The following is a 20900-nucleotide window of genomic DNA, read 5'->3' as shown; positions in this document are numbered from 1 at the left end:
CATTGCGTGATTGTTGGAATGTTAATGCATTGCTGTATTCAAAAATAAGCCCTACTTTTGCGCATATACTTTATTATGATATTACTGCGCTATCTCACCCATATCGGTCGCTACTTTTTGATGATACGAGAAGTATTCGTAAAACCTACCAAATGGTCGGTGATGCGCGGATTAATTTTTAAAGACATCGACGACTTAGTCATTGATTCGTTGGGCATTGTTTGCTTCATTTCCTTTTTTGTGGGAGGTGTAGTTTCCATCCAAACGGCCCTAAATTTAACCAATCCTCTTATTCCAAAATACCTTATTGGTTTTGCTACTCGTCAATCGGTAATTTTAGAATTTGCACCCACTTTTATCTCCATTATTATGGCGGGGAAAATGGGGTCTTTTATTACCTCAAGTATAGGAACAATGCGGGTTACCGAGCAAATTGATGCCTTAGAAGTAATGGGGGTGAATTCACTGAACTATTTGGTTTTTCCTAAAATGGTCGCCTTAATCCTGTATCCTTTTGTTATTGGCATTTCTATGTTCCTGGGAATTCTTGGGGGCTGGATGGGCGGCGTTTATGGCGGATTTACAACCAGTGCGCAGTTCATTCAAGGAATTCAAACCGAATTTATCCCGTTTCACATTGCTTACGCATTTATAAAAACAATCATGTTTGCCTTTTTATTAGCCACCATTCCCTCCTACCATGGCTATTATATGAAAGGTGGCGCATTAGAAGTGGGTAAGGCAAGTACCGTTTCGTTTGTTTGGACATCAGTTGTGGTGATTTTATCCAATTATATTTTAACCCAATTACTTTTGGCATGATCGAAGTTCGCAACGTTGAAAAATCATTTGGCACTGCCAAAGTATTAAAAGGGATTACAACCACTTTTGATACTGGAAAAACCAATTTAATTATTGGGCAAAGCGGTTCGGGGAAAACGGTATTATTAAAATCTTTATTGGGAATACACACCCCTGATTCCGGCATAATCTCTTTTGATGGTCGGGTTTTATCTCAAATGGATTCGGACGAACGACGGGAATTACGAACTGAAATTGGAATGGTTTTTCAAGGAAGTGCTTTATTTGACAGTATGACGGTTGAAGAAAATGTGGCCTTTCCCTTGAAAATGTTTACCCAAAAAACACCAGCAGAAATTAAGGAGCGCGTTGATTTTGTAATTGATCGTGTCAATCTTGTTAATGCACACCATAAAAAACCCTCCGAACTTTCTGGAGGGATGCAAAAACGGGTCGCTATAGCCCGAGCGATAGTAAACAATCCGCGGTATTTATTTTGCGATGAACCCAATTCAGGATTGGACCCCAAAACTTCGATTGTTATTGATAATTTGATTCATGAAATTACCGTTGAATACAACATTACGACTGTAATTAATACACACGACATGAATTCAGTTATGGAAATTGGGGATAAAATTGTATTTCTTAAAGAAGGGATTTTAGCTTGGGAAGGGACTAAAAAAGATATTTTTAAAACGGATAACGAGGCCGTTACCGATTTTGTGTACTCGTCAAATTTGTTTAAAAAAATCAGAAAATCTCAGAATAAAGAAGATATCTAATTCCCTCTATTTACCATTACCCAACCGTTTTTATTATGCCCATCCCGTAAAGTAATCAAGTAATAATAGACGCCGTCAGGTAAAGTTCCGCCATGTTGATTTTGCCCTCGCCACTCGTTAATGTAATTGGATTTATCATACACCTTTCTTCCCCATCGGTTGTAAATTTCGAGTAACTTCACCTCAAATCCCGTCAAATCAAAAGCATCGTTATTTCCATCGTCATTGGGCGTGATTATGTTGGGAAAATCACACATCGTAGACGTGATTTCAAATGGCAAATTTGCGGTACATCCATTATTATCCGTTACCGTCACTGAATAATTCCCGGCGGGTTGTTGTTGCAAGAAAATAGGATTATCTGTTGAGGAAAAACTTGCCGGACCCGTCCAATTGTAGTTGGCCATAGTCGGATCAAATGAATTATTAAGTGGTAGCAATTCCACTTTGTATTGTCCACCAAAACAGCCTTGAACTAACGTAAATTCAGGCAAAGCATGAACGACCAATTCAACGGATGTTGTTTTTTGACAACCGTTTCGCGTAACTACTAATTGATATATTCCCGAATCTACAGCTGAAGTCGTCGAAAAACTGGGCTCTTGAACTACTGATGAAAATCCATTGGGACCCGTCCATAGGTATTGTGCATTGGTCACCGTTGTCATTGTAAACGCAACGGGGGTACCTGAACAGACTTCGATAAAATCGGTTCCAACTAAATCCGGTATGGGTTCTTTGAGAATTAATGTTAGTTGCGCTTCATCTAAGGTATTACAAACGCCTGCAACCTGATAGGTAAAAACATACGTTCCATGAGTTACTCCAGTTGCATCCCAAATTGCACCTGTCAAATTACCGCTCGGCACCACTTGATTCCAATTTCCACCAGCATCGAAATTACCTTGCAAAAGCGTTGCTAAATCGAGTGATGTTACAGCATCACAAAACTCTACTACGGTATCATTTCCTGCATAAGGCAATACTATAGGCTGTATAACATAGGTAAATTGCTGCGCTGTACAGGTGTTTGGGACGGTGGTATTTAATTCAACAACATAGGTCCCAGGTGTGGTTGCGTTGGTAAACGGATTTAAATTTAAAATATGAGACGTACTCAATATGTTAGAGGGATCCGTTGTTTTCCACCATTTGTAGGTATAAAAACTCAACAGGTCAATACTCAATTGAGCGGCCTGACCTTCACACAAATTTTGAGCTGTTATCGATGGAGGATTCAATTGAGTGATGTCATAATCCCTGTTCACAATATTCCCACAGCTATCTTCCACCGTGAAATTATAAATTCCGGGTTGCAATCCGACAAACTCATTATTGGTCCCATTACTAAAAACAAAAGGAGTCCCATTAAATGAAGTAATTGAATACTCAAGTGGAGGAATGCCTTGTGCAAAAATTTTCACTACAGAATTGGCATTCAAACAATTTACTCCGATTGCATTTATAATGAATAAATCATCCGTATAATCAAACTCCTTGACGGTTTGGTAGCATTTCTTATTCGAGAGAATTCCAAAATTATAATATTCAAAAACCGATAATATCCGAAAATGGCCTTCTGACATAATATTTGGATTTAAACCAAAAACCAAACCAAAGGAATTTGTTGCATTGGGAATAGTATTAGAAGTATAAACAACACCCGTAAATGGATGTGTCCATTGCCCGAGTGTTGAATTCCATTTTTGGAGCCAATATCGATGTGGAGTTGGATTATTATCTGTAACCTGAAGCAGCAAAGAAAAGGAATTACATTGTGGTATTATTTGACTTTGCTCCGAATAATGATAACCCAAAAATTGAAAATTTTCAACCCGAATGATACCGCATTGATCAATAGTTTTAATAGTATAATTACCTTCAGGAATGTCATTTAAATAAATGGCACCATTTGTGGCGATACCTGCATTTAAATTATGGGGCAAAGGAAAAGCATAAGCACTAGGGGCTGCAATAATTTCACAAGAAATATATGTGAAATTTGGGGTCGTCATCTTTATGGACAGATAACCTTCTCCACATCCCGTGAGTTCTGTATGTAATGAAGGTCCCGTATTCACTGCCGTACTTAAAGTCACTATCTTAGTTGTACTATTCCCGCAACTATCTGTAATGATAAAGGTATACGTTCCAAAAGGCACATTGTCTATTTGCGCGATTATCGCATCGGGAAGTTGTATTGTAGAGGAATAATCATACGGTAATGGATTTGGGTAATTTGGTGGCGCACTAACCAATTGGATGGTTTGTAATGTGGCACTAGGTTCAATCGTTATTTTTACATCACCAATTCCTTGATTCCCACATCCGTTTAAATTCAAAGGAAAAGCGCTAACACTTGGAATTATAGTTGAAATTTGAAATGAAAATGAAAAAGACACCCCACAACTATTAACTCCTGTAAATGTATATTCTCCTGCCGGCAAACTGGCATTCAAATAGCCCCCAACAATAAATGCCGATAAATCCAATGGCAATGTTGGGGTAAATGCTGGCGGAGCTACTGTTACTATAACGGTACCGCCCGGAGCGTTCGTTCCCAAATCCAAGTTAAAATCTGCCATTGTTTGACAGTCTACCACATTGATGGTATTGGTAAAAGAGGGAACAATATAATGCAGGTTTAATGACTGAATATCTACCCGACCACAGGCGTCTGTCACACGAATGGTATAATCCCCCAAAGGAATATTATTCGAAGTAGTAGAAGCATATACCACACTTGAATCTGTAAAAGGTCCTGGATGAGTACTGTTAAATAAACCGGGATTAAAACCCGCAGGTGCTTGTAAAAACTCAAGGGTATAAGGGGGTTTAAAATTACACACATTAACACTTAAAGAGGGTGAACAGCCATCAAAAACTTGGGCAAATGTTGCCGTTAACTTGGTGTTTAAAATATAATTTACCGATTGATGTACTATACCACAAGCGTCTGTAATTACAAATGAATACTGGTAGGCTTGATTATTGTAAAACGGCATCTGAATGGGTATAAACAAATCATGGTCATCCCCAGTGGCAACCGTTGTTGTGGTTGTAATTGTAGTTCCATTGTTAGGATCTAAAACTAGCGTTTCTACGGTCAAAGGGTAACGAAAAAAATCTAAATCCGTCATAGTTTCAACATGCAGTTGACCTGAAATCACATCGCATGTCACCAACTCACATTCGGTTGTAAAACTTAAAAAATTAATATTGGGTGGATTTTCAAAATCAATGGTAAACGACTGAACCAATCCTTCACCACAATTATCGACTACACGAACATTATACACCCCCGGAGGTAAATTAATAAAGCTATTGGAAGTTTGAGGAGGAATAGTTAGTGGCCCTGAAATTAATTCATACGTAACAGGTGCTCCAGAGGTAACATTCACCGTTACATCACCATTGAAACAACCATTTCTATTGATCTGTAATGTATAAGCAAGGGGATTTAATTGATTCCCAATCGTTGTAAACACCTGTTGTGTATTGGATAAATTGCCAAAAATTTGTGTAGCCACTACCAAATAGCCTCCAGCTGCAAGTCCGGTAAAATTACTCTGTCCCGTTACCGCTATCGGTGTAGTTGTATTGGGTAATTGATAAATCGCAAATGTAAACGTAGCTCCCGCAGTGGTATTACTCACAACAAACTCCATTGAGCCATTACCTGAACAGGTTTCAGAAATTGTATTTACCGTAAACATAAAAGTTGTCAACTGGCTATTTCCTTTGTTCCAAAACAATAAAAAACAAACCACGACGAAATAATTATGTAAACGTTGGGGCATATACAGATTTTTTATACTCAAATATACGAAAAAATAAGTAAAAGCTAACTTATTTGTAAATAATAACTTACATTATCATTTTAAAAACAAATAATCTTTAGTTTCCTATAATTGCAATCCACCCCTTCTTATTTTGCCCATCTCGGAATTCTAAAAGATAATAATAAACTCCATCGGGCAACAATTCTCCCTGCTGATTTTGCCCATGCCATTCGTTTATGTAATCCGCTTTATCATATACTTTTCTACCCCATCGGTTGAATATTTCAAGTCGATTGACCTCAAATCCAACCAAATCAAAACTATCGTTGGCACCATCTTGGTTTGGGGTGATTACATTGGGAATATCACAAATAATGGCAGAAAGCGGCACTGACAAATTCGTCACACAACCCGAAGCATCTTCAACCGATATTGTATACAATCCTGGTGAAACTTGGGTCAACAACAATGGATTCACTGCTGCTGAAAATCCAGACGGTCCTGACCATTGATAGGTTACAGCCATAGGATCAAAGGAATTATTGATCGGAATAACTTCAATTTTATAGCGCCCTCCGTTACATCCTTGTTCGATAGTAAATTCAGGCAAAGCATTAACTTGCAACTGTATTGTACCTGTTTTTTGACAACCTTCCCGACTCACTGTCAACACATACATTCCCGAATCATTTTCAGAAATAGCAGGGAAAATTGGTTCTTGCAAAGATGAAGTAAATCCATTGGGGCCAGTCCAAGAATAAGTCGCATTAGGAATGAAGGGGGCGTTCAATTGTACGGGAGTATTCGAACACACTTCCATTATATTCATCAAATTTAAATCGGGTATCGGTGCTTTAAGTTCTATACTTACTTGCGCGGTATCAAAAGCCCCACACAATCCGTCCACGCGATATTCAAACACATAAATTCCAAACGGTGCATTGGTTGCATCCCATAAATTCCCCGTCAATACACCCGAAGTGGATGTGGTTGTCCATTGGCCATTGGTCGAAAAGTTACCCTGTAAGATGGAAAACAAATCGATTGTTCCCACGGAAGTACAGTAAGCAATTTGCCCATCATCGCCAGCATCGGGATTGGGATTGGACGGAATTACATAGGAATATTGAAGATTAGCACAAGACGAGCCAGTATTGGCTTGCATTTGCACAATATAGGTTCCGGGTGAAGTACTACTTGAAAAAGGTGAAAACGTCAATATATTAGACGTACTTAAAATCACACTCGGGTTGGCCGCATTCCACCATTGATAAGTATAAGAATTGACCAAATCGATGTATAATTGTCCCACTTGACCGTCGCAAAAGTTTTGACCAGTAATACTCGGCTGTGTCAGTAACCCAATATCAAAATCGCGATTAACCACATTTCCACAATTATCAACGACCGTAAAATTGTATAAGCCTTGTGCTAAACCACTAAAAACATTATCCGTTCCATTATCTATTACAACTGGATTACCATTAAAAGCGGTGATTGAATAATGCAAAGGAGGAATTCCATTGGCGATAACTACAACTTGTGTCCCAGCATTTGGACAAACAATGGAAAAAGCAGTATCAATTGAAACAACATCAGAAAAGTCAAATTCTTTAACCGGTTGAACACACTGCACATTAATAGTACTGTTGGGATTAAAGGATTCGAAAACAGTTAAAATTCGGAAATGCCCCTCACTGGCAATATTGTTATTTATGCCCATGGTCAATAAATAGGAATTCAAGACGTCAGGTATATTTCCATTTACATAATCAAATCCCGTAATCGGATGTTCCCAAACCGATGTTTGCGGATTCCATTTTTGTAGCCAAAATTTGTGAACGGAGTAATTATTGTCCGTATACACTAGATCCAATGAAAACGAATTACAAGCAGGTAGCACTTGGATTTGTTCTTGAAAATGAAACCCTAGAACCGGTATATCTTCTATTCGTTCTACACCACAGGCATCCACCGTCTGAATCGTGTAAAGTCCCTCTGGCAAATCATTAACCACTATTCGCCCACTCAAATCAATGGCCGAATTTAAACTATAGGGCAACGGGAAATTAAAACTGGATGGTGCCGCTGTTATCGAAGCTGAAGTAATAATTCCGTTAGGAGAAACCAACTTTATAGAACCGAATCCTACACCACAACCGGACAACTGAAATAAATTATTCGGACTGGTATCAATCGCCAAATTTAAATCTACCACACGTTGATAGGAATTTCCACAGGTATCCGTAATCGTAAATGTATAACTACCAAAAGGCATTGAAAACAACAAAGCACTAGTCCCAGGTGGTTGAACAATAGAATTCGAAAAATCAAAAGGCAAAGGATTCGGAAAATTCGAAGTAGTACTCGTTAAAATTATGGATTGCAATTGGGTGCCTTGCGCTAAAAAACGAATCGTACCAATACCCGTAGTTCCACAACCACTTAAGTTAATCGGATCGACAGTTACATTTGGACTAATAGGAGGAATAAAAAAGGAATACGAAAACGGATTCCCGCAAACATCTGTTCCATTTATGGTGTAATTGCCACTGGGCAAAGCCAAATTAATGGAACCCGACACAATTTGTGAACTGACATTTAGCGGCAAATTGGTGGAATAGGCCGGCGGGGCATTGACTACAATAACTTGAGCCACTTGTGTTCCGTTTCCCAATGGCATTGTATAATTATAAACCGTTGCACAATCTTCAGTACTGGGTGACAATAAAAACCCCGGCTCTGCCGACAAAACATTCGTTGTAACTGTACTCACTCTCCCACAAGCATCTGTGATTTGAATCGTATAAGCACCAACCGGCAAACTATTCGATGCAGTTGAAGTATAAGATATGGTAGAAGTCATGAACGGTCCAGGATGTGTCGCGTTGAAATTCGTCGGATTAAAACCCGATGGAGCCGATAAAAAGGCTACTTGTAAAGGTAGTTTATAGGTGCAAGCCTCTAATTTTAAATTTCGTAAACACCCCACATTATTTGTTGTGACACTTACCGTAAAAGATTGATTTAAAAATGCAGTCGAACTCGTATATACATTTCCACAGGCATCCGTTATGGAAAAGGAATAGTTGTAACTCTGACCGTGATAAAAAGGGACTTGGACAGCAATATTCCCATCAAAAGCTCCGCCACTTGTTATGGTTTGGCTATAGGTTACGGGATTGCCCCCACCGGGTGGAATAGCAATGGATTGAACTACCAATGGATAGCGGATAGCTGAATTTGGAATGGAAGAAAAAATGTGTAAATCTCCTTGAATGCGATTACATACAGTAAGCTCACAACTGGGTGTAAATTGACCAATGTTTAAGTTAGGTGGATTGGAATAATTGACCGTATAGGTTTGTGAAACGCCGTCTCCACAAGCATCATTCACACGAATGGTGTAAGTGCCTGGCCCTAAATTGGGGAAATAATTTGACGCTTGAGGCGGAAATATTTGGGGACCAGAAATAATTTCATAACTCACAGGAGTGCCGGTAATTACCTGTACCGTTAAATTTGCATTGACACAATTTACTTGCTGTCCATTTAATTGATACGTTATAGTAGTAATCAAACTGTTTATTTGAACCAATGCACTTTGGGTATTCGATAACAATCCGAGTGTTTGTGTAGCGATTACTTGATAATTCCCCGCACTTAATCCGCCATAGGTGGGTAAACTTGTTGTTGCAATGGGAGTTGTACTGTTGGGCAGTAAATAGATCGCATAGGTAATTGTTGCTCCTGCAGTTGTATTGGCTACTGAAAATGAAAGCGAACCATTACCCGTACAGGTTTCATTGGTCGGAGTCACGGAGAATGTAAAATTCGTAAGCTGCCCTTTGACTGTAAAAAAACAGAAGAAAAAAAATAGTACTAATCCAAGTTGATATTTTTTGAATGGCATTGACGTTCTTTATTTTAAGATTCTAAAAATAAAGAATTAAATTCAATTTATCCCCTCAAATACTCATTGAAATGTTTAAATCACAAACTAAAAAAACGCAACAAAACAATTTTATAAATTCTGAGCAATCGAAGTAATACGCTTGATATCTTGCTCCTTACCCTTGGGATAAATCAACAACACATCGTCTTTATCGACTATGATAAAATCGTCCAAACCATCAACAATAACTAACTTTTTACCTTCTGCACGGATGATATTATTGGAAGCATTTTCCAAAATCACAGTAGCATTCACTACAGCATTATTCTGATCGTCTTTATCCAATTTTTCATGCAATGAACCCCAGGTCCCTAAGTCATTCCAGTCAAATGTAGCTGGCAATACATATACATTACTTGCCTTTTCTAAAATGGCATAATCAATAGAAATATTCTCAGCTTGGGGATAATTTTCTTGAATAAAAGAGGCTTCTCCAGAGGTATTGTATATCGATTCACCTTTTAAAAACAAGGTATTCATAGCGGGTTGAAAATGTTCAAATGCTGCAGTAATCGCTTGCACACTCCAAATAAAAATTCCGCCATTCCACAAGAAATTCCCCTGTTCTAAAAAATGCTTTGCCGTCTCGTAGTCGGGTTTTTCGCGAAATTGATTCACTTTTTTAACCGCATTTGAATCCGCTTTATCGTACTCAATATACCCAAAACCGGTATTCGGAAATGTTGGTTGAATACCCAATGTCATCAATGCATTTTCTTTTTCGCAAAAATCAAAACACTGTTGCAAATTTTGGGTAAATGCATGTTCATCTTCAATCCAATGGTCGCTTGGTGCCACCACCATAACTGCTTTTGGATTTTGCTTCTGAATCTTTAAAGAAGCATACAAAATACAAGGCGCCGTGTTACGCATCGCTGGCTCCAATACAACTTGTTCCGGTTTTACTTGTGGCAACTGTTCCAACACTATGTGATTGTAACGCTCATTGGTCAAAATCAAAATATTCTCTTCCGGAATTAATTTTGACAAACGACTAAAGGTTTTTTGAATTAAGGTCTCCCCCGACCCTAACATGTCGTGAAACTGTTTTGGAAAATCAGAAGTACTCACCGGCCAAAAGCGTGAACCCACTCCACCGGCCATCAATATTGCGTAATAATTGGAATTCATGTAAAAAAATATGCTACTGTCCTACTTGGACCATGACTGCAAATATATTTAATCCCAGTAGGATATGTATAAATAAGATTATAAAAAGATGAAATAATAGTAGGATTTATCCGCCCGGTACTATTTCGACCTCAGCATTAGCATTAAACAAAAACAATTTACCCGATGCGACTTCTTGGCAAATGTAGCGCTTGACGCGTAACCCTTGTTTTTGAAACACTTTGCCATTTTTTATTCTAAAATAGGCGCCATTGGGAACTTCATGAATGAAATACACATCCGACTTCCGTTCGTCAAATTGTTTTAAGGCAAAGGCCAATCGGGCATCGGTATCACTGGATGCGGTAGGATTTCGAAAATGTTGGGCCACCAAAGGCAACACCGAATGCGGAAAAATTTCTGGCCGAATAAACGGCACCATCAACCGCTGAAACGTCATTTTCCACTCTACACCATGCGGTTTAATCTGCCTCCCATATTGCTCAAACGCCACCAAATGGGCAATCTCGTGTACGAGCGTAATCAAAAAACGGTATTTATTCAAACTCGCATTTACCGTAATTTCATGCTTTCCATTCAATGCTTTTCGGTAATCACCATGACGGGTTTGCCGTTCATTCACGATTTTCAAGTGCACCGCATTGGCTTTGATTAACTCAAAACAAGGCATCACAGCGTGTTCGGGGAGGTATTTAGCGAGGACTTCCAAGAATAAAATTATGAATTATGAGTTATGAATTATACATTGAGTCGAGTTTCAAATTTCGTCTTGTTGTTAAAATAATGCTTCGCAATATCCGAAAAACTTCTTCACAATCCTTATTTAAACAATCAAATTGAACTTCAGTTATACGTTGAGTTGCCATCATTAATTCTAACCAACATTGCGTTTCTGCACATTCTTTTTGAGCAATATGAAGCTTATGAATAAAATCTAATTTCGACTGAGCATTTTGGGCTTCTCGCACATTAGCACCAACAGAAGTTATCGACCTCAAAAACTGTCGTTCCGTCACAAAATCTCTATTAGTTTGTAATACTTGTTGATAAAACTGTACGCCTTTTAAGGCTAACTGAAAGCTTTTTTCTGCAATTACACTATTCTTCATGGCTTATATATTAATTTTATTTTTAACAACTGTTCATTCAACTCATAATTCATCACTCATATCTCATCACTCAATTTAAGGTGTAGAGGACGAAACCTGAATAATCTTCCCATTATGAAAAGCATTCCCTTTTAAGGTAAAATCATAAATATAATCAGCCATTTGAGTGGCAGTAACGGGGGCTTGATACCCCGGAAAAGCTTCTTCTAACATTTCGGTTTGTACCGCGCCCAAAGCCAACACATTAAATGCGATACCGCGCTCTTTGTATTCTTCTGCTAATAATTCAGACAAGGTGATTATGGCGCCTTTGCTCGAACTGTATGCTGCCAATCCAGGAAACTTCATACTGCCTTGAATGCCGCCCATCGAACTCACACTCACCACATGGCTGCCCGCTTGCATGTAGGGCAAACAGACTTGTGTCAATAAAGCTACACCAAACACATTCACTTTATAAACGCGTTCAAAATCATCCAAACGTAATTGCTCAAAAGGTTTGTTTACCAAACTTCCGGCATTGTGTACGATACGATCAACGTGTTTCCAAGTGGACGCCAAAAATTCGGCCACTTGATTCAGATCATCTTCTATCGTTAAATCCAAAGCGAAACAAGTAACATTTGGGTTTTCCATTAACTCTTGCGGAATTTTTCGCGACAAAGCCAATACCTGATGGCCGTTATTGGCAAATTGCAATGCTAATTGTAACCCAATTCCGCGCGAAGTTCCTGTGATGATGATGTTCATAGTTAATTTGAATTACTTTTTATTTGGACTAATTTCGACCTTAAAACAGCAAAGTTAGGCATTTCAACCCACAAAAAAACCTCCACTTAGGGAGGTCTTTTCAATATACATATAAAAATTAAGTAATGAGTCCGCGTGAAATAACAATACGCTGGATTTCAGAAGTCCCCTCATAAATTTGGGTAATCTTCGAATCGCGCATCATACGCTCTACGTGGTATTCGGCTACATAACCGTTACCGCCGTGAATTTGTACTGCCTCATTAGCCACTTCTAAAGCTACTTCAGAAGCATATAATTTAGCCATCGCACCACTGTGTGCAATGTCTTTTCCTTCATCTTTTTCAACGGCAGCTTTCATCACTAACAGTTTAGCAGCTGTAGTTTTTACAAACATATCCGCCAATTTGAAAGCAATCGCTTGGTGTTTGAAGATTTCTTTTCCAAAGGCTTTGCGCTCTTGGGAGTATTTTAACGCCAATTCGTAGGCGCCATAAGCAATACCTAAAGCTTGTGAAGCAATACCAATACGGCCGCCATTCAAGACATTCATTGCAAAAGAGAATCCAAATCCGTCAGCACCAATACGGTTTTCTTTCGGAACTTTCACATCGGTAAACATCAAAGAATGCGTATCCGATCCGCGAATCCCCATTTTCTTTTCTTTAGGTCCGATTTCAAAACCTTCCAATCCGCGTTCCACAATAAACGCATTGATTCCTTTATGTCCTTTTTCAACATCGGTTTGGGCAATAACTAAATATGTAGAGGCAGTCGAACCGTTGGTAATCCAGTTTTTAGTACCATTCAATAGGTAGTAATCCCCCATATCAATGGCAGTCGTTTTTTGAGACGTAGCATCAGAACCCGCTTCTGGCTCAGACAAACAAAATGCCCCAATCACTTCACCTTTGGCCAGAGGGACTAAATATTTCATTTTTTGTTCTTCACTACAGTATTTTTCCATTCCGGCACAAACCAAGGAATTGTTCACTGACATGATTACCGCAGCAGAAGCATCTACTTTAGCAATTTCTGTCATTGCCAATACATATGAAACGCTGTCCAAACCAGCTCCACCGTATTTGGGATCAACCATCATACCCATGAAACCTAACTCACCCATCATTTTCACTTGCTCTGTGGGGAACTTCGAATGTTCGTCACGCTCGATAACGCCTGGCAACAATTCAGTTTGAGCAAAATCACGCGCCGCCTGCTGAATCATCAAATGCTCTTCGGAAAGATTAAAATCCATAAAAAATCGTGTTTGTTAAATCGTAAATTTTAATTTTGGTTTCCAAATGTATAATATAAAAAGCGAAACTTCAAACGTTTTCGTAATTTTAGAAAATGTCTAAACAAACCTATCATATCCTCGGTGTCATGTCGGGCACATCCCTTGACGGCATTGACTTGGCCGAACTATTTTTCACCTATGAAAATGGGCATTGGACCTATGAAATCGGGACAGCTGCAACTTTACCTTATCCTGAAATTTGGATTACCCAATTAAAGGCCGCGATCACCTTTTCAGAAAATGAGCTTCAACAAATCAATTTGGACTATACCACCTATTTAGGAGCTGTTATTTCAAAATTTATTGCTGATAATAACTTCCAAAATTTGGATGCGGTTTGCTCCCACGGCCATACCATTCTGCACCAACCTCAGCGTGGTATTACCTTGCAAATTGGCAATCTACCCGAAATTGCGACCTATGTGCGACAAACAGTTGTGTGTGATTTTCGCGTGCAAGATGTTAAAATGGGCGGACAAGGTGCACCGCTTGTACCCATTGGTGATCGGACTTTATTTAACGAATATACCTATTGCTTGAATCTAGGCGGATTTTCCAATGTTTCCTTTGAACACAACGGTCAACGACTGGCCTTTGACATTTCGCCTGTGAATACCGTATTGAATTATTATGCAAATCAACTCGGACTCCCTTATGACGAAAGTGGAAAAATTGCGGCATCTGGAAAAATCATTACCGAACTTTTCGAAACGCTCAATGCATACGATTACTACCAACAATCCTTTCCAAAATCGTTAGGATTTGAATTCGTTCGCGAAAAAGTATTGCCTGAAATGGAGAAATTTAATCCGACTCCCGAAGATGCGATGCGCACGTTTATCGAACATATCGGATGGCAAACCGCACGTGCCTTACCCGCAAAAAAAGGAAAACTTTTGGCAACCGGTGGCGGCGCCTACAATACTTTATTAATCGAACGTATTAAGTTCTATTTACCCGAAATGGAATTGATTATTCCCGATGCAAAAACCTTAGAATTTAAAGAAGCTTTGATTTTTGGATTACTGGGCGTCTTGCGTTTGCGCAATGAAATAAATGTTTTAGCAAGTGTGACAGGTGCGAAACAGGATCATTGTAGCGGGAAAGTTTTTAAGGTATAATTAAGGTTGATTAAAAATAATTCAAACTGCTTTTCGTTAACTTTATACAATAATCAAAATCAAGAAACCATGAAAAAAGTACTTGCATCCCTATTGTTGGCGGCTACCTTTACACTCAGTGCCGTAGCCCAACAACCGGCTAAAAAAGAAGACAAAGCCAAAAAAGAAGTCAAACAAACTCAAGGAAAAGCCAAAGGAAAAGAAACGGCTCCGCCACCTCCGCCACCTGCTCCTAAATTGAAAAAAGATGGAACCCCGGACAAACGTTTTAAAGAAAATAAAAAACCGGAAGGCCCCCTAAAAAAAGACGGTACAGCAGACATGCGTTACAAAGCCAACAAAGAAAAAGCGGCAAAAAAGAAATAATTACAAAACAAACGCCTCAGCAAAGGGGCGTTTTTTATTGGCATATCGTGAATGAATCCGTATTTTTGCCCCACAAACCAACCACAATGAAAGACTTACTTAAAAAATTCGAAAATAAACAACCCGAAATTGTATTCAACTGGAAAGATAGCGAAACCGATGCGGAAGGCTGGACGGTAATCAACTCCCTTCGTGGCGGTGCTGCCGGCGGTGGAACACGAATGCGCAAAGGACTTGACATGAATGAAGTGCTTTCATTGGCCAAAACCATGGAAGTAAAATTCACGGTTTCTGGTCCGGCTATTGGTGGTGCAAAATCGGGAATCAACTTTGACCCCAATGATCCTCGCAAAAAAGACGTATTGAAACGTTGGTACAAAGCGGTATCACCTCTTTTAAAAAGTTATTACGGTACGGGCGGTGACTTGAATGTGGATGAAATCCATGAAGTAATCCCGATGACGGAAGAATGTGGTGTTTGGCACCCGCAAGAAGGTGTTTTCAACGGTCATTTCAAACCTACCGAAGCAGATAAAATCAACCGTATTGGTCAATTGCGCCAAGGCGTTATCAAAGTAATTGAAAACCCAAAATTTTCTCCCGACGTTTTACGCAAATATACCGTAGCCGACATGATTACTGGTTATGGAGTAGCCGAAGCGGTTCGCCACTATTACAACACTTATGGCGGCGACTATCACGGTAAAAAAGCCATTGTTCAAGGATTTGGAAATGTGGGTTCGGCCGCTGCTTTTTATCTTGCCGAAATGGGGGTTAAAGTTGTTGGTATCATTGATCGTGAAGGCGGAGTGATCAATGAAAATGGTTTTAGTTACGAAGAAATCAAACGCTTGTTTTTAAACAAAGACGGGAATAAACTTGTAGCCGAAAACATGATTCCTTTCGAAGAAATTAATGCTAAAATCTGGTCCATCGGTGCGCATATTTTTGCCCCTTGTGCCGCTTCGCGCTTGGTGACGCAAGATCAAGTAGATGCCATGATAGGTAGCGGTTTGGAAGTCATCACTTGTGGTGCCAACGTACCTTTTGCCGATAAAGAAATTTTCTTCGGCCCTATTATGGAACAAGTTGACAGTCGGGTGAGTTTAATTCCCGACTTCATTTCCAACTGTGGAATGGCGCGTGTGTTTGCCTATTTCATGGAGAAAAAAGTTCAAATGACCGACGAAGCGATTTTCTACGATACATCAGAAACGATTAAAAAAGCAATCGAACGCGTGCACGATCGAAAAGCAGATAAACACACCATTAGTGCTACTGCATTTGAAATAGCACTACAACAATTAGTGTAAATGCAAATCACCAAATTATTTACTTCCTTTTTTGAAAGTGAAAAAGCGGGCGGACTGGTGCTTGTCATCTGTACCGCCGTTTCGCTTTTTTTAACCAATTCCAGTTGGTCGGAATCCTATATTCACTTGTGGCATACACCTATCGGAAATCAGCCGGCTGAGTATTGGATCAACGACGGATTGATGGCGATTTTCTTTTTGTTAATCGGACTCGAATTGGAGCGGGAAGTCTACATTGGTGAATTATCAAAAATCAAAGATGCGGCACTACCGCTTGCAGGTGCTTTAGGGGGCATGTTGATTCCGGCGCTATTGTTCACCTTTTTCAACCACAATACGCCCACTCACAAAGGATACGGAATCCCCATGGCTACCGATATTGCTTTTGCTATTGGCATATTATCCTTGTTGGGGAATCGTGTTCCGCCGGCATTAAAGGTGTTTTTAACCGCATTAGCAGTAATTGACGATTTGGGCGCCATTATCATGATTGCCCTATTTTATACCGATAATATCAATTTACTCAACCTTGGAATATCATTAGGCATTTTTGTGGTTTTACTCATTCTCAACCGATTAAAAGTAAACAATTTGTTATGGTACTTAATCGGCGGAATCTTCATGTGGTATTTTATGCTGCATTCGGGTGTTCACGCTACAATTACAGGTGTTTTATTAGCCTTTGCGATTCCTTTTGAAAATGGGAAACCCAACACCATCTCCTACCAACTCCAACATTGGCTGCACCATCCCGTAGCATTTCTAATCATACCCATTTTTGCTCTTTGCAATACTGCAGTTGTGATTGAAGGTGATTTTGCAAAAACTTTATCACAACCATACAGTTTGGGAATTGTATTCGGATTAGTTTTGGGAAAACCATTGGGCATCTTATTATTCAGTTGGCTAACTGTTAAATTGAAAATTACCCAATTGCCTGAAGGGTTCACTTGGAAGCGATTAACCGGACTGGGGATGTTGGGAGGGATCGGATTTACCATGTCTATTTTCATTACACTCTTGGCTTTTGCAGATGTTGAAATCATCAACAACAGTAAATTCGTGATTGTTATTGCGTCCACACTTTCTGGAATTTTGGGTTATTTTTGGCTCCAAAAAACACTACCTAAGAGCGTATAGTCGGGTTTACTATAATTTTTTGTATTTTTCAACGTTAAAAAAAAACAAACCGCAACACACATGAGTAAGATTGGTTTATTTAAAAGTCTTTTCAAGTTTTTACCACTCCCTGTTTTTTTGTTGGTCCTTTTTCCAGCACTATTCATAGTACTCTATAAATTTCTCCAAAAAACCCAACTCACAGATAAAAACAAATCGCGTATTCTCAGTACCTATTGCACTATCGCTTTTATGTTGTTTTTACGCTCGATTACGTTTTGGCCTCCTTCAGATGCGGAACTGGCAGCCATGATTGCTGGTGGTGGCGGTGGCGGTGGCGTTACTGTTAATTTTGGCGATAGTGATTTTGGATCAGGAACGAATTATCAAAGTGAAGAGCTTAATGTGTCCAATACCGCTAAATCCACTCCAACCGCGGCTCCCGAAGAAAGTATTATCTCGGAAGATACGGATGGCGATAAAACAGATGTGGTTGTTCCTAAAAATGAACCCATCAAAAAACCAACAACTACGGTTACACAACCTGTAAAAGTTACCAAACCCGTCGAAGTAAAACAACCCGTACGCAAAGTGGACGACGCTTTAGCCAATATCTTAAAAGGCAATAAAAAAGGCGGTGACGGTGATGATGCAGCCGGAGGAAACAAAGGAAAAACCAACGGGAGTTTGGGTTCCAATGGCTATTATGGTAGCGGTGGTTCTGGTGGCGGAACGGGCGGTGGAAACGGACCTGGCAATGGTACAGGCACCGGACCTGGAAGCGGAAGCGGTTCAGGCGGCGGAAATGGAAGTGGCCACGGACCTGGAAACGGACCCGGGTATTTTTTAAATGGCCGAAAAGCGTTGAACAAACCACAACCTGCTTATACCTGTAACGAATCCGGTTTAGTGGCTGTACAAATTACCGTGGATAAAAACGGAAATGTCATTGAAGCCAAGCCTGGTGCAAGGGGTACAACCAACCCCGCATCTTGTTTAGCCACACAAGCGAAAATTGCAGCGATGCAAACCAAATGGTCGGCGAGTCCTGATGGCGCTGAACGGCAAGTAGGAAAGATTGTCTATAATTTCAAATTGACCGAATAAAAGGAAAGCTCCAAAATGGGAGCTTTTTTTATTTTCCATTTTTGGCCTCTATCCATTTGGCCATGTACTTTGTACTCTGTAAGGAATGGTGATTCAACAATTGTCCAATAACATTTCGTTCCCGATGTGACTTACTATTAATAAGGCTTTCTGAAAAAGTATTCCAAAATTGATCTTGGAATTGCTCTTGGGAAAATTGATGTAAAAGTATTTCAAATCCGTTGTATTGTGCTTGCTCCCAAAGGATAGAATCGGTATAAAAGCGAACTGCTTGGTTGGCAAAATCATCCCAATCATTGGCAATTGCACCATTCCATAAATCCTCAAATTGCATTCCTTCCGCTCCGATAAATGTCGTTATGGAAGGCGTACCCACTTGCATTGCTTCTAACAGTTTCCCTTTGATTCCCGCTCCAAAACGCAAGGGTGCCAAAAGTAGTTTCGCTTCAGAAAGCACTTGTAATGCATCATCGGCCCTACCTTTAATAAAAAATCCTTGTGCTGGATTATGAAGTTGATTCACTTTATCAGTAGCATAAGCGCCATATATCTGTAATTGTGCCTTGGGTAGTTGTTTTCGAATGCGCGGCCAAACCTCTTGCTTGAGTATTTTCACGGCATCCCAATTGGGTTCGTGAATAAAATTTCCGATAAACACAAAGTCTGCCCGTCTCTCTAACGGAACAATTGCTGAAGATTTTTCACCAAACAACGGCAAATACAACAATTGTGTTGCGGGAAATTGCCATTCTTTTTGAAGCCAATCGTACTCAAACTGAGAAATTACGAGCACCCAATCACAACGATAATAGGAAGCCAATTCCCTCTTGGCCGTATCCGAGAGAAGAAGAGTTCGATCCAAAGGCTGTTCCTTTTTCACAGATTCTTGTCGGGCTAGGCGAAGAAAATGAACATCAATTGTATCTAAAAGTGTCATTGCATTTGGACAACATTCACGCACGCGCCACCCAAATTGTTCTTCGGTAATAAAACGGTCAAAAATCACTACATCTGGACAATAATCAGTTATCCAACGATCAAAAGCGGGATCATTTACTGCTATCGGTTGAAAGGCATAGCCTACATCGGCCATTGATGCTGAAAACTCTAAATTTTGAGCCGCTGAAGCCACCGTTATTGCATATCCTTGCGCCTGAAATAGGTCCAGCAATTGCAACGAGCGCGTTCCCGCCGCGGAGGATTTCGGTTCGGGCCACACGAGTCCGATAAAAAGTAGCTTTTTCTGTTCCATTACTACAAAGAAAACATTTAATTTTGTGGCATCAAAACGCAATCGTTATGCTTGGATTACAATTGGCTACTGACCCACGTTGGGTAAATATCGTGGAAACAAACATTGAAGAAATCTTAACCGATCACGCTTGGTGCGAACAGAAAGCCGCCTCCAATGCGATTTATATTATTGTCAACAATTCGGAGAAAGTAGATTTGGTTACGGAAATGTTGCGCATTGCCCGAGAGGAATTGGAGCATTTTGAAATGGTACACGAAGTCATCAAAAAGCGCGGGTTTGTTTTAGGCCGCGAACGCAAAGACGATTATGTGGGTGATTTGGTCAAATTCATGAAAAAAGACGGGAGTCGGAACGATGCTTTGATCGAGCGCTTATTATTTGCCGCCATGATTGAAGCTAGAAGTTGCGAGCGTTTTAAAGTGTTATCTAACAACATCAAAGACCCCGAATTGGCACAATTCTATCGGGAACTGATGATTAGTGAAGCGGGACATTATACTACTTTTTTAAATTTTGCCCGACAATATTCCGAAAATGTTGATGTGGAAAAACGCTGGAAAGAATGGATTGCCTATGAAACCTCGATTATTTCAAGATACGGCAATAAAGAAACAGTGCATGGGTAACCTATATTGAAAAAGCACATAGTTTACTTACCATTTCGAATTTATTCGCAAACAAAAAATCAATCGACACCTTCCTCATTGACGCGACTCAATCGGCGTTCCATTAAAATATGAACCAAAACCGTACCTGGCAACAGTAGTGCTAAAGTCCACACAGCATCATATCCTTTAGTTTCTAAAAACCAATTTAGGCCAAACGAAAATCCATACAATGCCATCAAATAGATGGGCGCTACTGCTTGGGCTACTTTCCAGTGTGCCCGACTCGCTTTTGCACTTCCCAATTGATACCCGTAGAAATAATTAGGTTTTGATGCTGGAAATAATTTTAGTACTAAAGAAAAAACAAATAAAAAGAGGAGTAGTGTTGACATAAAATT

General features: G+C 39.7%; 17 protein-coding genes. 8 read left to right on the top strand and 9 right to left on the bottom strand.

The genetic code is table 11. The annotated features are described in order from the left end of the window. Positions 1–75 precede the first annotated feature (75 nt). The gene (locus OLM45_RS05715; RefSeq protein ID WP_264512685.1) at positions 76–822 is read left to right on the top strand and encodes an MlaE family ABC transporter permease; all 747 of its coding nucleotides are present in this window, start codon (positions 76–78) and stop codon (positions 820–822) included. Continuing rightward, positions 819–1586, top strand: a complete 768-nt coding sequence (locus OLM45_RS05710; RefSeq protein WP_129461981.1) for an ABC transporter ATP-binding protein — start codon at positions 819–821, stop codon at positions 1584–1586. Before OLM45_RS05715 ends, OLM45_RS05710 begins: the two co-directional genes overlap by 4 nt. Here the strand turns inward: OLM45_RS05710 and OLM45_RS05705 are convergent. The 7 genes from OLM45_RS05705 to OLM45_RS05675 all read right to left on the bottom strand — a co-directional run bounded on the left by OLM45_RS05705 (position 1583) and on the right by OLM45_RS05675 (position 13571). Then, positions 1583–5386 (bottom strand): gliding motility-associated C-terminal domain-containing protein, encoded by a 3804-nt coding sequence (locus OLM45_RS05705; RefSeq protein WP_264512683.1) that lies wholly within the window; start codon positions 5384–5386, stop codon positions 1583–1585. The genes OLM45_RS05710 and OLM45_RS05705 overlap by 4 nt on opposite strands. 97 nt (positions 5387–5483) lie before the next feature. Next, positions 5484–9188, bottom strand: coding sequence for a gliding motility-associated C-terminal domain-containing protein (locus OLM45_RS05700; protein ID WP_264512681.1), 3705 nt, complete (start codon positions 9186–9188; stop codon positions 5484–5486). 204 nt (positions 9189–9392) lie between these two features. Then, the gene (locus OLM45_RS05695) at positions 9393–10454 is read right to left on the bottom strand and encodes a mannose-1-phosphate guanylyltransferase (protein WP_264512679.1); all 1062 of its coding nucleotides are present in this window, start codon (positions 10452–10454) and stop codon (positions 9393–9395) included. A 106-nt stretch (positions 10455–10560) separates the two neighbouring features. Then, positions 10561–11124: a SprT-like domain-containing protein gene (locus tag OLM45_RS05690; RefSeq protein WP_129462022.1), complete on the bottom strand. Its 564-nt coding sequence runs from the start codon at positions 11122–11124 to the stop codon at positions 10561–10563. A 61-nt stretch (positions 11125–11185) separates the two neighbouring features. Then, complete coding sequence (locus OLM45_RS05685) at positions 11186–11563, bottom strand: four helix bundle protein (RefSeq protein WP_264512677.1); 378 nt, start codon at positions 11561–11563, stop codon at positions 11186–11188. A 75-nt stretch (positions 11564–11638) separates the two neighbouring features. Continuing rightward, a complete protein-coding gene (locus tag OLM45_RS05680; protein ID WP_264512675.1) occupies positions 11639–12313 on the bottom strand; it encodes an SDR family NAD(P)-dependent oxidoreductase in 675 nt (224 codons plus the stop codon). A gap of 118 nt (positions 12314–12431) precedes the next feature. Further along, a complete protein-coding gene (locus tag OLM45_RS05675) occupies positions 12432–13571 on the bottom strand; it encodes an acyl-CoA dehydrogenase family protein (protein ID WP_264512673.1) in 1140 nt (379 codons plus the stop codon). A gap of 95 nt (positions 13572–13666) precedes the next feature. On the opposite strand from OLM45_RS05675, the gene OLM45_RS05670 reads away from it, so the two are divergent. The 5 genes from OLM45_RS05670 (at position 13667) to OLM45_RS05650 (ending at position 18639) form a co-directional block, all read left to right on the top strand. Continuing rightward, on the top strand, positions 13667–14734 hold the full coding sequence (locus OLM45_RS05670) for an anhydro-N-acetylmuramic acid kinase (RefSeq protein ID WP_264512671.1): 1068 nt from the start codon (positions 13667–13669) through the stop codon (positions 14732–14734). A gap of 69 nt (positions 14735–14803) precedes the next feature. Beyond that, positions 14804–15100: a hypothetical protein gene (locus OLM45_RS05665; protein ID WP_129462000.1), complete on the top strand. Its 297-nt coding sequence runs from the start codon at positions 14804–14806 to the stop codon at positions 15098–15100. Positions 15101–15186: 86 nt separating this feature from the next. Beyond that, the gene (locus OLM45_RS05660) at positions 15187–16413 is read left to right on the top strand and encodes a Glu/Leu/Phe/Val dehydrogenase dimerization domain-containing protein (RefSeq protein ID WP_264512669.1); all 1227 of its coding nucleotides are present in this window, start codon (positions 15187–15189) and stop codon (positions 16411–16413) included. Next, positions 16414–17553, top strand: coding sequence for a Na+/H+ antiporter NhaA (nhaA, locus tag OLM45_RS05655; protein WP_264512667.1), 1140 nt, complete (start codon positions 16414–16416; stop codon positions 17551–17553). A 60-nt stretch (positions 17554–17613) separates the two neighbouring features. Beyond that, on the top strand, positions 17614–18639 hold the full coding sequence (locus OLM45_RS05650) for an energy transducer TonB (protein ID WP_264512665.1): 1026 nt from the start codon (positions 17614–17616) through the stop codon (positions 18637–18639). A 28-nt stretch (positions 18640–18667) separates the two neighbouring features. Here the strand turns inward: OLM45_RS05650 and OLM45_RS05645 are convergent, their stop codons facing one another. After that, the gene (locus OLM45_RS05645) at positions 18668–19891 is read right to left on the bottom strand and encodes a glycosyltransferase family 4 protein (protein WP_264512663.1); all 1224 of its coding nucleotides are present in this window, start codon (positions 19889–19891) and stop codon (positions 18668–18670) included. 47 nt (positions 19892–19938) lie between these two features. Here OLM45_RS05645 and OLM45_RS05640 point away from each other — a divergent pair, with 47 nt between their 5' ends. Then, entirely contained in the window at positions 19939–20520 is a 582-nt protein-coding gene (locus OLM45_RS05640) for a tRNA-(ms[2]io[6]A)-hydroxylase (protein ID WP_264512661.1), read from the top strand. 59 nt (positions 20521–20579) lie between these two features. On the opposite strand, the gene OLM45_RS05635 is transcribed toward OLM45_RS05640, so the two are convergent. Continuing rightward, positions 20580–20894 (bottom strand): SdpI family protein, encoded by a 315-nt coding sequence (locus OLM45_RS05635; protein ID WP_264512659.1) that lies wholly within the window; start codon positions 20892–20894, stop codon positions 20580–20582. Positions 20895–20900 lie beyond the last annotated feature (6 nt).

Origin of the sequence: Flavobacterium sp. N1719, assembly GCF_025947045.1 — a bacterium.
GTDB lineage: Bacteria > Bacteroidota > Bacteroidia > Flavobacteriales > Flavobacteriaceae > Flavobacterium > Flavobacterium stagni.
Note: the sequence above shows the minus strand (reverse complement) of the source record. Positions and strands in the feature narration are given on the sequence as shown.